This is a genomic window from Fangia hongkongensis FSC776 = DSM 21703 (assembly GCF_000379445.1).
Classification (GTDB): domain Bacteria; phylum Pseudomonadota; class Gammaproteobacteria; order Francisellales; family Francisellaceae; genus Fangia; species Fangia hongkongensis.
Map to the genome: position 1 here is coordinate 1 of NZ_KB902273.1, position 15,404 is coordinate 15,404.

The following is a 15,404-nucleotide window of genomic DNA, read 5'->3' on the forward strand; positions in this document are numbered from 1 at the left end:
TTAAAACATTACAGCATTTTAAGGTAAAGTGCTTTTTCAGTGATGACTGGGGCAGCTACACGAAATATATTCCTGAGAGATATCATGAGATAGGGAAGCGAAATACACAAAAGATTGAGCGTAAGTTTCTAACCTTTAGGACAAGGATTAAAAGGCTTGCTAGAAAGAGCATTTGTTTTTCAAAAAGCGAGTTTATGCATGACGCTGTGATTGGTCTTTACATCAATCGAGTCGAATGGGGAAGAAACATATAAAAGACAAAGGGAAACACCACCAATAGTGGGAACATTCTTGTGTTAGGGATTACTTTCACAATGTTATCTCGTATAGTGACTGTTGCATACCCAGAAGAAAATAATGAATATGCAAATGCTACAAAAAGAAATATAGGCATACATCTTTTCATCTGACTGCTCTATCTAGAATTGAGTGAGATAATTGATTTTGCAAGCCTTGGATCCATAAAATCAATATAAATGATATTTGGGCGCTGTTCTCTTGCCTTACCTTGAAGCTGATGAATCTCCTCGGGTAAATGAGCATTTACCCTCACCGCATTTTGCTCAATATCTCCTTGATTTGCAAGGACTTCATTTAAATTAGGGGTCAAAGTCCATGACAGTAAAAATAGCCAATCTTTTTTTAATCCACCATGTTGTGAAAGCTTATTTTCCTGATCGTTTTTCATTCTTGAAAAGTTAAGAGTGTTACTATAACTGTTATACACAGGAAGCCCCCCATATGCTTTATCGGTTTCCCAATACTCAAATATTCCCTTTTTGACATTGATAAATTTTTGATATTCATAGCCAAAAGTTGCTATCATTTTCCCTCGTACCTCTCCTAGTGTTACCGAAGGCAAACTAACGTTTGAAGTTGCTTTGAATAGGTCAGACTGATAGCGAGAAATTAAATTAATCACTTTTTGAGCAATTTCACTTTCATGATGACCATGATCATCTCTTGTGTGAGTAAAGCTTAATATAACCGTCTCACTTGGATGAGCATGCAGGAATTTACTTAAACCATTTAACACTGATTTTAATGGCTCACCACCACACCCAACACCACTTGAGCTATCTCTGTGATATGTTACAAGCTCACCGTGATCATAATCAATCCTCAGATCAAAAAATCGAGAACCTGCTTCTGCTTGCTTTTCAACATTGAACATTTGTGTCTTTGTTTCATAGCCATCTGCAATAAAAGTACAATGATTTGTCTGTGACATCCCTGCATCATGACTGCCTGGCACAATGATATTATTAAGTGTGATATAGTAGGGAACAAATGCCATCCAAGAGCTCATTGTATTCATAATATCAGCACCTGATTCATGAGCGTCATATAAAGTATAAAAATTACTTCCATAGCCTGACCTAACATCATAGTCCAGAGACTCGCTTACTTGAATTGCTGAGTTTGCCCTTTTTTGATTACTTTTATTTTGCTCAATATTAATACTTCCCTGAACTGGCGAAATAACTTGTACATTAAGGTTTAAACGCTTATCCATATATTCACAATATGAAGCTAAGCTTGGAATATGAAGTCGTTTACTCACAACTCCTTGCCATAAAATATTCATATCTTGGAAGTAAGCCTCATTATAAAGACACAACTGACTATCTGGTTTTGCAACCGTAATACTATAAACATTAAGCGAATTATCACCACGATAGAAGGTCAGATGCACTACTTTACCATTTTTATCTTTTCCCTCGCAATCTACTCCATTACTGCCAGATAGTTTTTTACAGGTTTTGCCTCCAAACCACCAATTGTTTGATGTACCTGAATGCCCTTGAGCTAAAAAGATATCGGGAAAAGTATAAGGGGAAACATACCCTAAAAAATCTTCTGCATCAAGGCGAAGTACTCCTTCAAATGCAAAGTTTAGAGCACCTGCATTGTGGCCAAATGTGCTTCTATCAGATGGGCTTAACATCCCATTAAACCAATCTGCTACCTGCCCTGAATGATGACGTCCGACATGAAAAGTGAATTTCCCACCACCATATTTTTGGTTAATATCATAAAGATATTTAGTAAGCCCTCTATAGATATCACCGTGAGGATCTTGGCCGTTAGTAACACTGAAGTCTTTAACGATAAAAGCTCCACCCTTTATATAAAGATTTTGCCCACCAAATTCAACACTATTATCATGATACTCCATAGCGTAAAGTGAGCCTATACTCCCCAAACCTACTATCATATATTTGTACAGATTCATTTATTCTTCTCTCTTATCTTCTCTACCACGCTTATTAAGCCATTATGGTAAGGGAAAAAATTCGAAAATATTACTGCCAAAATAGCAGTAGACAAATCAATACTGCTACTATTAGCGCTTTGTTAACCAATGTTTAAATGTCGGAGATATTCAACCCACAAATTGATGACTCCAAAACAATTTAGGTTTAAAATGTAAAGTGAAAAATAAGTGTCCCAAAAAATGTAGGGGGAACTCAGAAAAATGAAACTTAATACCAACACTACAAATAAGAGCACCACTGATTACAAGTTATTTAGAGAAATATGCCCCACTATATTCGCTGATGTGAAGCCCACTGTTCAGGCGATGGCATTTGATATTCGTCCTATCGTCCCGAAAATTGATAGAATTGCAGGTCCTGCGTTTCCAGTACAATGTTCAGATGGTGATATCTTATCATTACACAAAGCAGTTTACCTCGCTAAACCTGGGGATGTATTGGTAGTTAAATCCGACGCCAATAATTATGCAGTTCTGGGTGGAAACTTTGCAATGTTAGCAAAAAAGCGTGGCATTGCAGCAATCATTGTTGATGGGGTTATTCGTGATCTTGATGAGGTTCGCGCGAGCGGTATTGCTGTGTTTAGTAAAGGAATTTTCCCAATTGCCGGAACCAGAAAGCATGCCAGTGAGTTTCCAACCTCAGTCGTATGTGGCGGAATTACAGTTAATCGCGGTGATGTCATCGTTGCTGATGAGGAAGGAGTTATTGTCATTGCACAGAGTAAAGCACAAGAAGTATTACAACAAGCGCAAATGCGAGCAGAAAAAGAACAGCAACAATCATTTGAAGCATGGGAAAGCGCACACAGACAATTAGTAGAGTCCGCTTGGAATCAGTAGTTATATCTTACAATGATTACCTATTAAAAAGACTGTGATCTTGGCCTCACAGCTATGCTATGGCTAGAGAGTCTTTGAGGCCTTTTTCTCTCATGTAGTGATTTGAATATATAGCACTTATCACACACATCATGACTCCTATCTAACATTGGCTCAGGCGGTGGCAGAGGGATAGAGTTCATTGGTGGTGCAGGGTATCTAACTTCCTTCCCTTTTCGCCTAAAGAGTTTACTATCTGGCTTCTTGGGTGGTGTTTGTTGATACTGGGCAAACAGCTTTTGATTCCTTGCTTTTAGATCTTCAGTACCCGTTTGTGGTAAGATCGGTGATTTCAGGTGCATACTCATTGTTGAACACTGCTGACAAACAAGATCACCACAACTTTTACAATGTATTAGATTATTGCTCGCAGAGAACTTTTCTGTACAAATATGACAGTTTGCGACATAAGATTCTAACTGCCATGATCTTTTCATTTGCATCGGCTGATCAGAAAGTTTATCAATAAAATTTTCATGTTTAATCTCATCAAAATATGGTGAGGGAGATGACCATACCTGTAATTGATATTTTTTGATTTTCTGTATTGCTTCTCTACACACTTTACTATTTTCTTGAGTAGATAGATTATAATGAATGGTACCTGACAAACAAAATATCAGCGATTTAATGGCAATAAATGCTGGGGGATAAGGAGGAGGAAACTCATCGAGAGCGTCAATTGTGCGTATTAAATTACCAAAGCTTCCTTTTCGAACACAATATACTCCAAATAGAATATCTTCTGGTGGAACCACTTTTGCTGCCACTTCTTCAGCAAATGCATTAGGGCTTTCTCTTGATCTTTGTACTTCATTAACCTTAGATGAATACTCAAGTTTAACAGCATAGATATACATGTTTGACCACAGCGAAGATGGATTAAGAGGGAAAATAGGACAAACTGAGGGTTTTAAGCTTAAACAGACAGCGGTAGAAGGTTTTACATCATTGTTATACTCACGATATTCTGGCGTATCAAATAGATCAAGAGCTGCTTGACCATCAATCCCAAAATTCATTACTTTATCGTGATCTTTTGGGTGAAATCCTTCTTTAAAAACTATCTCTGGAGGCCTTGTATCACTTCGAAATGCTACAATATCTTCTTTTTTAAGGGGTAATCTTGGCATAGTTCTCCTTTACACATGACTTTATTAATAATCCCTTATTTTGTCAGAGAGGATATAAGATCCACATGAGCTGTCAAATGAAATATTTAAAAAGATAATATCTGGTACTTATTTAATCAGCAATATAAAAAGTCTCAATGACAACATTCAAGCCAGCTACATAATTTGCTAACCAGCTTGAATATCAAAACACCCAAACAGAATTAGTGTTTGAAATACAACCACTTACTCATCACAACATTCATATGTGAGTAACTGGAGTTATAACCACCAACATCTGAGCTAACCAAATGATCATATGCCATATCATAAAGCGGCAAAATTGCATAATCTTCCATTGCTGAATGGATGGCTTTTGTCATATAAGGAATAGATGCCTTTTCAGTCGGCTGACTCACCGCCTTTTCAAAATATTTTGTTGTTTTCATATTACAAGACTGACCATAGTTATTGCCACTGCCACAGGTAACAAGTTCCACCCAGTCGCTGGCATCATTATAATCCGCTTTCCAGTCCAAAAGCCCCATCTGGAACTGGTGATTATCCATGCTTTGTAAGAAAACTTTCCATTCTTGGTTCATGATAGAGACATTAATCATCTTACCAAATGCCTTTTGCCACATGCCAATCACAGATAAAACAAGTCGTTTTTTCCACGGCTGTGTATCATATAAAATGGTAAAGGTTAATGGATGTGCGCTGGAGTAGCCTGCCTCATGAAGAAGCGCTCTTGCCTCTTTTGCTCTTTGCTTCATAGATTGATCTACCCACTGATAGCCCTTTGCTCCTTGATAGACATCCTTATAAAGTCCGCCTTGCACCCCTGCTGGCAGCACAGTATATGAAGGCATTTGCCCCATTCTTAAAACGTTATTGACAATCGCTTTTCGATCAACTGTCATTGTAAGCGCTTTTCTGACCTTTAGCTTGGCAAAGTTTGGATCTTTAAAGTTAAACCAGAAATACTCATTGCCAAGCTGAGTGTTACTATGAAACTCATCCCCAAATTTTTTCATATAATGGCTTGCACTTTCCCCTAAAGGAACTGCCCATGTGAAATCCAAACTGCCTGCTTCAAAGTTATTCAACTCTGCTGAAGGTTTGACAATCGGCAAGTATTTCACCTCATTAATTCTGACATCTTTTGCATCCCAATAATATGGATTTTTCTTCACCAAGATATGCCCATTTGGAATCCACTCTACAAGCTCATAAGCACCATTTGATATCATATGTCCAGCCTGAGCCCATGTATCTTTATATTTATCCAAATCTGGTTTATAAAGCGGATAAGATGATGGCATAAACATCAGCTGCAAGAAATACGGCTGAGGGTGTGAGAGTTTAAATTGCAGTGTCCATTTATCAATCGCTTTCACACCAAGAACTTTTGCTGGCAGTTTGCCTTTCATCACCTCAGGGGCATTGACAATTGACTTATAAAACGTATTAAATAAATTTGGTGTTGTTGGCGTTAAATTTCGTCTAAAGGCATAAACAAAGTCATGAGCAGTCACAGGCTTCCCATTTGACCACTTGGCATTATGCCTTAAATGAAAAGTATAGGTTTTACCATCTTTTGAAATATCCCAAGACTTCGCTACCGCTGGAATGATCTCATCATTTTGATTAATCGTGACAAGACCCTCAAAAAGATCATAAGCGACCCTCGCAGAGCTTACATCTGATAAAATGCCCGGATCGAGTTTTGGAACAGCTGCCCCTACACCAACTGTAAGGACTTTTTGGTGCTCTTTACTGGTATTATCTGAGGCATGCGATTTTGAACACGCCGTTAGCGCGTAGCCTGTAAGCGCCATCAGTGAAGCCAAAGATAAGACTTTAAGTTTATTATTCATTATATCCTCCCCCTGTTTATTTGTCGGATCTAGTTTCGTATTCTCCTTTTATCATTAAACATAACTTGCCTCCTTGTTAACTCTTAAAATAAAGCCATTTTGAATAGATATGATCTAAGTGATTTCCGCTGTAGTCATACCCCCCAACATAAGGCTTAACCAAACGGAAGTAAGAATAATTATATACCGGCAAGGTATAATAGTTATTCATTGCCACTTCCATTGCTTTTGCCATATTTTCATCATAGACCTTTGTATTGGTTGCAGCCATTCCCGCATAATAATATTGATCAAGCTTTTTGTTACAGAACTGCCCACGATTACTGGAGCTGCCACAAACATACATACTGACAAAGTTGCTCGCTGTGTTGTAATCTGCAATCCACCCCTGTCTTGCAATTTCAAAGTTACCTTTGTTCAGTGTTTGCAGATAAACCTTCCACTCTTCATTTAACATCTTCACCTTTACTGCACCATCAAAGGCACTATTCCACATTTGAGCAATTGCTTGCACGATTAATAGATGCGTTGGATCAGTATTGTAAGAGATGGTAATCTCAAGTAGATTGTCTTTAGAGTAGCCAGCCTTTTCTAATAGTTTTCGCGCCTCTTGATCACGCTTATCCATTGACCATGAAACCCAATTATAACTTGGCAATTTTTTATATAAATCAGCATAAATACCATCTTGAATGCCATCTGGCACAATTCCATAAAGTGGTGTTTGTCCCATCTGCAAGATATGATTCACAATCGCTTTTCGATCAATACTCATCGTCAACGCTTTTCTGACATCAAGCTTATCAAGTCCAGGCCTTTTAACATTCATCCAATAGAAATAAGTACCCAACTGCGTCACATTGACAAATTGATCGCCATATTGTTTTTTATAATGCTCACTGGTGGTATTTTGTGGCAAAGTATACGTCATATCCAAACGGCCAGAGCGATATTGGTTATAGGCATCTGACGGCGATGCAATCGGATAGAAGTGAACCGTTTCAATCTTGACGTTTTTGGCATCCCAGTAATATGGGTTTTTAACCACAGTCATCACGCCGTTTGTCACCCATGTTTTAAGCTTATAAGCACCATTTGTGACAATATGCTCTGGTAAAATCCAAGATTTCCCATACTTTTTCACTACTGGCGGATAGACAGGATAGGCAATTGATTGCGCCATCACGGACAAGAAAAATGGCTGCGGATGAGCAAGTGTAATCTCTAAAGTTGTCTTGTTAATTGCTTTAACCCCTAGCGTGCTCGGATCCTTTTTACCGGCAAGAATCTCCGTTGCATTTTTAATCGCATTTAAATACACCCCCATCACTGCAGTTGTCTTTGGCGTCACTGAGCGCTCTAAGGCAAAAACAAAATCTTCAGCGGTCACAGGTTTGCCATTTGACCACTTGGCATCCTCTCTTAGAAAAAAGGTGTACACAAGTCCATCATCAGATATCTTCCAAGATTTGGCAACGCCCGGAACCGGATTGTTATTTTGATCTTCAGAGATAAGTCCCTCAAATAAATCATACGCCACACGCGCTGAAGTTGTATCACTAATAAGCGCAGGGTCAATCGTCGGGATATTCTCACCCAAAGCAACATTCAGTGCACTTTTCCCTGCTGGTAACGTGCTAGCACTTGAGCTTGAGCTGCCCTCTTTATTGCCGCTGCCACAGGCTACAAGCGACAGTGCCAGAGCAACACCTGCTCCAATACGCAATATATTTTTGACGCAATTCATCTTTTCTCCTTCTCTATCCAATAAAAATCAATAAGTCCCCCTGTTTGACTCATTCATTAATCTATCATATAAACACACATTTTCAAAACGCGCTTGTCAGCAATTACTTAAAGTAAAACCACTTACTATAGGTATCATCCATATAGTTTTCTTTTGGATGATAACCGCCAACATAACGCTTAACCAGCCGGCTATAGGTATAACTGTAAATTGGCAAGGTAACATAATCACCCATTGAAATTTCCAGTGCTTTTTTCATGTAGTCATCTGCTTCTTTTGCTTTTAGGGAATGCATCGATTGCAGATAATACTGATCAAGCTTTTTGTTACAGTAACCACCATAATTCCCCGCATTATGGCACAGATAACTCTCAACAAAATTGCCCGCAGTATTTAAAGTTGCAATCCCACCCATGCGACCAACTTGGTAATTTCCCCTTTGTAACGTTTGCAGATATACTTTCCACTCTTCATTCAAAAGCGTGACTTCAATGAGTGATCCAAAAGCTTTTTTCCACATCTCAGAGATTGCCTCAGCAATCAGCTTATGACCATCTTGGGTGTTAAAACTGATGGTGATTTGTAAGGGGTTTTCTTGAGAATATCCGGCCTTTTTTAACATCTCTTTTGCTACTTGAATTCGCTTAGAGATGGACCAATCAACCCAAGCATACCCTGCTACATCCTTATAAAGATCCTTAAATGCACCTTCTTGAATTTGTGGCGGTACTTGACCATAAAGTGGCGTTTGTCCGAGCTTTAAAATTTTATCAACAATAAGCTTACGATCTACGCTCATTGTTAATGCCTTTCTTACTTCAAGCTTATCCACCCCTTTTGCTTGCATATTAAACCAATAAAAATAGGTACCAAGCATTGGAACATTATAAAACTCATCACCAAATTGTGCTTTTAACTGCTCTTTTGATATTCCTGTCGGCACGGTGTAGGTCATATCAATCTGATTTGCCATAAACTGACTATATTCTGCTTGTGGCGTCATGGGCATAAACTTTACATTCTGAATTTTTACTTTGTCTTTTTGCCAATAGTATGGACTCTTACTCACCAGAATATGACCATTTGGAATCCACTGTTTTAACTCATAAGGTCCATTGGATACCATCTTCCCAACTTGTATCCAACCATTTCCCCACTTTTCTATAGCAGGCTGATAAAGTGGATAGGTAATTGGGTTTAAAAGTGATGGAATAAAATAAGGATATGGATAGGCCAGCTTAATTTCCAAGGTGTTTTTATTCAGCGCCTTAATGGCTAATGTATCAGCGGATTTCTTACCAGCAATAATGGCATTTGCATTCACAATCGGACGAAAGACATCTAGCTGCTGGGCACCGGTTTTAGGGTTAATATTGCGCTTAAAGGCATAAACAAAATCTTGAGCAGTTACAGATTTGCCATTTGACCACTTGGCATCATCTCTTAAATGGAAGATATAGGTTTTTCCATCTTTTGAAATATCCCAAGATTTAGCAATTCCCGGCAATACTTCATCTTTTTGATTTTCAAAAACAAGCCCTTCAAATAAATCATGCAAAACGCGAAGTGATGTAGTATCACTCCACTTGCCAGGATCAAGCGTCGGCACTTCTCCCGCGCCATTACCGATAACAAGCGTGTTTTTTCTTTGATCTACTTTATTAGTACTATGATTGCCACAGGCATTTAGCCCTATAATGAATAAAGCATATACTACTGGCATAAAAAGGCGCTTTAGCCACTTAAGTTGCATCCTTAAAAGGTATTTTCCCATCTTATCTTCTATTCCCTAATCTGTCTTGAAAAACAAACTATACGAGATTTTAAAGAAGTTGAGAAGGGGTGTTATTCTGGTTACTTTTAGTGTTTAAAATGCATCCATTTTGTATATACCACATTTAACGAGTTATGCTTAGGATCATAACCACCTATGTAGCCCTGCATTAAAAATGAATAGGTATAACTATAAACTGGTAAAATGTAATAGTTTAGCATTGAAATGCGAAGCGCCTCTTTCATATAATGCCGATAGGTTTTGATATCTGGCGCTTTTACACCTAAGTGATACGCCCGATCAAGGTTTTTATCACAAATATTGGCATCATTATTACTGCTATTACAGACCAGGTTCTGTAAAAAATCGCTGGCTTCATTAAAATCTGCTGTCCAACCCGCATAGGAAAAATCAAACTCTTTAGATTGCATTGTTTGAATATATACCTTAAATTCCTCATTATCTAACTTAACATCAATTAAACCACCGAAAGCTTCCTGCCATTGACCTATAATCGCTTCATTCAATATCAAGGATATACCAGTGCCTCCACCACCTGAAGTTGGGTATAAGATATTAAACCTCAAGGGGTTTTCCGCATTATATCCTGCCTGTATCAAAAGCTTTTTGGCTACTTTTTGGCGTTTTTCAAGAGGCCAGTTTACCCAGTCATATTCAGATAATGTTGTATAAAAGTTTTTATAGGCACCATCCTCAATATTATTTGGCAGGATGTTATAGCTTGGCGTCTCTCCCATCCGAAGAATATCAGTGGTAATTTCCTCTCTACCCAAGACCATTGTCAGTGCTTTTCTGACACGCATATCACTAAATGCGCTATTTTTCATGTTATACCAATAGTAGTAAGATGCTAATAACGGCACATTGTAAAATGATCTACCAAAGGTTTTTTGATACTCTTTTTTGCCCACCCCTGCAGGCACTGTAAAGGTAATATCAATCTCGCCTGAGCGAAATTGATTAAACTCAGCGGTTGCATCGCCAATTGGCAAGTACTTTACTTTGCTGATTTTGACACTTTCTTGACCCCAGTACTGGGAATTTTTTGTCGCACTAATATAGCCATTCTCCACCCACTCATCTAAATTGTAGGCCCCATTTGAGACAATTTTCCCAGAAGTTGCCCAATTCTCCGCATATCTCTCAACCGTTTTTTTATGAACTGGAACAAAGGTTATTATTGCTAAGATATCAAGAAAATAAATCTGCGGATGCTTTAGGGTAATCATAAGTGTTTTATCATTTATTGCTTTTATACCTAAGTGATCTTTTGGCAATTTCCCTGTAATAATTGCCTCAGCATTGACAATGGCATCAAGAAAAATAGCGCCAAATGGTGAAGCAGTTTTAGGATCGACAATTCGCTGGAAACTATAAACAAAATCATCCGCTGTTACAGGTTCACCATTTGACCACTTGGCATTTTCCCTTAAATGAAAAGTATAAGTCAGCCCATCTTTTGAAATATCCCAATAAGAAGCAACGCCGGGAGAAACTTTGTTATTTTGATCCAACACCGTTAAGCCTTCAAATAAATCAGAAGCCACACGCATCGAAACTGCATCTGCAATTAATGCCGGATCAAGTGTTGCCACTTCAGCACCAACACCAATATTAATTGTAGTTTTACCTTCTGGAACCTTTGTAATAACCTCGTGCTTTTCATCAGCACAAGAGGTAATAAGTAAACCTACTACTGCCAAGGAAAATATATAAAAATACTTTTGAATATATAAAAGATATTGCATCTAAATTCTCATCATTCACCGTATTTTGAGTATAGATTAGATGCAACAAAAGTCTAAATTTTAATACAAGCTGCCTCGCGTGTATCAAACAAATGATGAAGCTTCGGTTTATCCTCAGCACAACTTCCATCTGCAATTGGGCAGCGTGTACGAAAAACACAGCCAGAGGGTGGATTAATCGGAGACGGTAAATCCCCCTCTAGAATTTGAATTTTCTTGTTACGCTCGAGCTCAGGATCAGGCAAAGGCACAGCAGACAGAAGCGCCTTTGTATAAGGGTGGGAGGGATTATCACAAAGCGATTTTGATTCTCCAACCTCCATGACATTACCTAAGTACATCACCATAATGCGATCCGAAATATGCTTTACCACACTTAAATTATGTGCAATAAACAAAATGGTTAAGCCAAGGGTTTGCTGTAGCTCTTTTAATAAGTTGACTACCTGCGCCTGAATTGAGACATCAAGTGCACTGACTGGCTCATCACAAACAAGAATGGAGGGGCGCAAAATCAGCGCCCTTGCAATACCAACGCGCTGACATTGTCCACCTGAAAACTGATGTGGATAGCGGTTGATGTGCTTAGGCGATAAGCCCACCATTTTCATCATCTCCTCAACCCGTTTTCTCCTCTCACTTGCTGAGAGTTTTGGCTCATGTACTTTTAATGGCTCTGCAATAATATTGCCAATGGTAATTCTTGGATTTAATGAGGCAAATGGATCCTGAAATACCATTTGTATGTCTTTTCTAACAGGCTGCCACGATTTTTTGTTTTTAAGTGCAGTTAGATCTTTTCCAGCCCAAATAACTCGTCCCTCTGTTGCGCCAACAAGTCCAACAATGGCTCGAATGAGCGTTGATTTGCCACAACCAGACTCTCCCACAATACCAAGCGTCTCACCTTTTTTCACTTCAAAGGAAACACCATCAACTGCTTTGACATACTTAGTTTGTTGCCATGGCCATGATTTTTTAAGTGGAAAATGAACCTTTAAATCGCTGATACTTAATAATGCACCTTCACTCATGGCTGAACTCCCTCATTTGCAGTTTCTTTAGCATGAAAGCAAGCAACATAGTGAGGATGCTTATCATGCATATCTTCAAGAACAGGCTTTTTCTCCGTACACTTTTCCGTTGCTCTTGGACATCTTGGCGAAAAAGCACAACCTACTGGCAAATGGGATAGATCAGGCGGCTCACCCGGAATAGCCTGCAATTTTGCTGTAGGCAAGTCAACTCTTGGCGTCGCGGCCATGAGTCCTGAGGTATAAGGATGGTAGTAATTGGCAAATAAATCATCAATGTCTGCAGATTCAACTGGAGAGCCACCATACATCACCATCACACGATCACAAGCCCCTGCAACCACACCAATATCATGGGTAATTAAAATCGTTGCCATCTTAAACTCATTCTGAAGCTCTTTTAACAGCTTCAGAATTTGTGCCTGCACTGTCACATCAAGCGCGGTCGTTGGCTCATCTGCAACCAATAGCTTCGGCTTACACATAAGTGCCATCGCAATCATCACACGTTGTCGCATTCCCCCTGAAAACTCATGAGGATAAAGCTTCACACGATTCGCTGCATCAGGAATATGTACCGCATCCAGCATTTCAATGGCATGCTTTCTTGCCTCGGCTTTAGAGCAGTTTTGATGGATCATCATGGTCTCAGACAGCTGAGCTTCAACCGTGATATAAGGATTAAGAGAAGTCATCGGATCTTGAAAGATCATCGATACTTCATCTCCACGTATTTGATTGAGTGCCTTTGTTGGCATTCCGATAAGCTCTTTGCCATTTAGTTTTACTGAACCTGATACAACGGCATTGGAAGCTGATAGCCCCATAAGTGCAAGTACAGTTTGACTTTTTCCAGAGCCTGACTCACCCACAATGCCCAAGGTTTCACCTTCATTTAAAGTAAAATTAATCTGATTAACTGCGCTGATCAAGCCATCATTTGTTTTAAATTGTACATTTAAATCTTTAACTTCTAATAGTGACATAACTTTCCCCCTTAACGATGTTCACGTGGATCTAAGGCATCGCGTAACCCGTTGCCGACAAAGTTAAAACACAAAAGTGTTACCGTTAGGAAGATAGAAGGAATCACTAAAAGCCACCAGTAATTAAATGCAATCACCTGCACACCATCACTGATTAACCCTCCCCAATCTGTCATTGGTGGTTGAACCCCAAGTCCTAAAAAGCTTAAAAATGCAGCTGTCATAATCACAACAGGAACAGTCAGTGTAATATATACAGCAATAATACCAATTAAGTTTCTCACAATGTGGCGCGTAATAATGGTGCTCTCTTTCACACCACACACATACGCCGCTTCAATAAACTCTTTGTTCTTAAGCCCAAGGGTCTGCCCGCGCACAACACGCGCCATATCAAGCCAACTTACCGCACCAATCGCAATAAAGACCAAAATAAAGTTGCGCCCAAATAATGTCACCAATAAGATCGCAAAAAACATAAATGGCAACCCATAAAGCACATCGACTATGCGCATCAGGATATTATCAATTTTGCCACCGAAAAAGCCTGCTGTTGCGCCAACTAACGTGCCGATCACCACACTGACAAGCGTCGCGACAAAGCCTATCTCTAGGGTAATTCTACCGCCGACCATGACACGGGTAAATACATCCCGCCCTAAAGAATCGGTTCCAAACCAATGCTCTGAGCTTGGTGCTTGATAGACTTGAAGTAAATTTTGATGTGCATAAGTATAAGGTGAAAACCAAGGCAACACAATCACTGCCAAAACGATCAAAAATAAAACAACAAGACTGATCATAGCTACTTTATTTTTCTTAAAGCGAAGCCATGCATCATAGTATAAGCTTCGCCCCTTAAATGCCTTTTCATGTGAGCCATTTGCAACTTTCTCTAGAAAATCTGCATTTTTCTTTTTTTGATTTAATGTAAAACTTTTTGCCATTGAACCGCCTCCTAGTATCGAATTTTTGGATCTAAAAAGGCGTAGATAATATCAACGACCAAGTTGAAAATAATCACCAAAAGGCTGTAGATAATTGTCAGTGCTAATACGAGGTTATAATCTCGGTTGGTTGCACCTTGAACCACCTGAACACCAATCCCCGGGATAGTGAATACGGTTTCAACCACCACCGAACCTGTTAAAATTCCAGCAACAGCTGGACCTAAGAACGATACAACTGGCATAAGTGATGGCTTGAGTGCGTGCTTCCATACAATCCTTGGCATTGATAAACCTTTGGCCTTTGCCGTACGGATAAATGGTGAGCTCATAATCTCAATCAAACTACTTCTGGTAATTTGCGTGATAATGGCAATATAAGGGATAGCAAGGACAATAACAGGCAAAACAAGATCACTCCAAGATCCCCAACCACCGGCTGGAAACCAGCCAAGTAACACGGCAAAAATAAGTACAGCTAAAGGCGCGGTTACAACAATTGGTGTTGAAATAAATAGCATGGCAATAATGCTAATAGCATGATCAATAAAGCCTACTTTCGTATTGCGTGTTAGCGCTGAGAAAATACCAAAAATAACACCAAAGATACTCGCAACAATAATACTGAACACACCAAGTTGAACAGACACCCAAAATCCACCTTGGCCACCTGTTGGAAAGACCAAATGATTAATCGACTGGCCTTGATATTTAAATGAATACCCTAGATTTCCATGGATTAAATCATTTAAATAATACAAAAACTGCTGCCACAATGGTAAATCTAAATGATATTGATGATGAAGCTGTTTTAACACTTCAGGTGGGAGTGCTCTCTCCGTGGCAAAGGGATCCCCGGGTGTCATATGCACCATCAGAAAACTAATTAAAATGACTGCAAAAAGCGTTGGAATTGCCCCTCCCAGTCGCCGTAATATATAACTAAACATAGACTTTCCTCATCTTAAACCCTCAAACACTTTATACGATTAGTC

Annotated in this window: 12 protein-coding genes; 2 read left to right on the top strand and 10 right to left on the bottom strand. The window is 39.1% G+C overall.

The genetic code is table 11. The features are described from left to right. Positions 1-254: IS1 family transposase (locus A37Q_RS0112280; protein WP_018300580.1), on the top strand; the 254-nt coding region annotated here is incomplete at its 5' end. A 161-nt stretch (positions 255-415) separates the two neighbouring features. Here the strand turns inward: A37Q_RS0112280 and A37Q_RS0112285 are convergent. Beyond that, positions 416-2,236 carry a PI-PLC domain-containing protein gene (locus A37Q_RS0112285; protein ID WP_154648701.1) on the bottom strand — a complete coding sequence of 607 codons (1,821 nt, stop codon included), beginning with the start codon at positions 2,234-2,236 and terminating at the stop codon, positions 416-418. Positions 2,237-2,479: 243 nt separating this feature from the next. Here A37Q_RS0112285 and A37Q_RS0112290 point away from each other — a divergent pair, with 243 nt between their 5' ends. Then, positions 2,480-3,121, top strand: a complete 642-nt coding sequence (locus A37Q_RS0112290) for an RraA family protein (RefSeq protein WP_018300582.1) — start codon at positions 2,480-2,482, stop codon at positions 3,119-3,121. A 23-nt stretch (positions 3,122-3,144) separates the two neighbouring features. On the opposite strand, the gene A37Q_RS0112295 is transcribed toward A37Q_RS0112290, so the two are convergent. The 9 genes from A37Q_RS0112295 to A37Q_RS0112335 all read right to left on the bottom strand — a co-directional run bounded on the left by A37Q_RS0112295 (position 3,145) and on the right by A37Q_RS0112335 (position 15,359). Then, complete coding sequence (locus tag A37Q_RS0112295; protein ID WP_018300583.1) at positions 3,145-4,293, bottom strand: FYVE zinc finger domain-containing protein; 1,149 nt, start codon at positions 4,291-4,293, stop codon at positions 3,145-3,147. Between the two features lie 203 nt (positions 4,294-4,496). Then, a complete protein-coding gene (locus tag A37Q_RS15450) occupies positions 4,497-6,152 on the bottom strand; it encodes a peptide ABC transporter substrate-binding protein (RefSeq protein ID WP_018300584.1) in 1,656 nt (551 codons plus the stop codon). A gap of 76 nt (positions 6,153-6,228) precedes the next feature. Beyond that, positions 6,229-7,899, bottom strand: coding sequence for a peptide ABC transporter substrate-binding protein (locus tag A37Q_RS15455; RefSeq protein WP_018300585.1), 1,671 nt, complete (start codon positions 7,897-7,899; stop codon positions 6,229-6,231). Positions 7,900-8,002: 103 nt separating this feature from the next. Then, complete coding sequence (locus tag A37Q_RS15460; protein WP_051074493.1) at positions 8,003-9,673, bottom strand: peptide ABC transporter substrate-binding protein; 1,671 nt, start codon at positions 9,671-9,673, stop codon at positions 8,003-8,005. Between the two features lie 86 nt (positions 9,674-9,759). Then, positions 9,760-11,442 (bottom strand): peptide ABC transporter substrate-binding protein, encoded by a 1,683-nt coding sequence (locus A37Q_RS0112315; RefSeq protein WP_018300587.1) that lies wholly within the window; start codon positions 11,440-11,442, stop codon positions 9,760-9,762. 53 nt (positions 11,443-11,495) lie between these two features. Next, positions 11,496-12,476 carry a murein tripeptide/oligopeptide ABC transporter ATP binding protein OppF gene (oppF, locus tag A37Q_RS0112320; RefSeq protein ID WP_018300588.1) on the bottom strand — a complete coding sequence of 327 codons (981 nt, stop codon included), beginning with the start codon at positions 12,474-12,476 and terminating at the stop codon, positions 11,496-11,498. Then, complete coding sequence (locus A37Q_RS0112325; RefSeq protein WP_018300589.1) at positions 12,473-13,462, bottom strand: ABC transporter ATP-binding protein; 990 nt, start codon at positions 13,460-13,462, stop codon at positions 12,473-12,475. The genes oppF and A37Q_RS0112325 overlap by 4 nt, the downstream gene beginning before the upstream one ends. 11 nt (positions 13,463-13,473) lie before the next feature. After that, entirely contained in the window at positions 13,474-14,409 is a 936-nt protein-coding gene (locus tag A37Q_RS0112330) for an ABC transporter permease (RefSeq protein WP_018300590.1), read from the bottom strand. An 11-nt stretch (positions 14,410-14,420) separates the two neighbouring features. After that, positions 14,421-15,359 (bottom strand): ABC transporter permease, encoded by a 939-nt coding sequence (locus tag A37Q_RS0112335; RefSeq protein ID WP_018300591.1) that lies wholly within the window; start codon positions 15,357-15,359, stop codon positions 14,421-14,423. Positions 15,360-15,404: the final 45 nt, after the last annotated feature.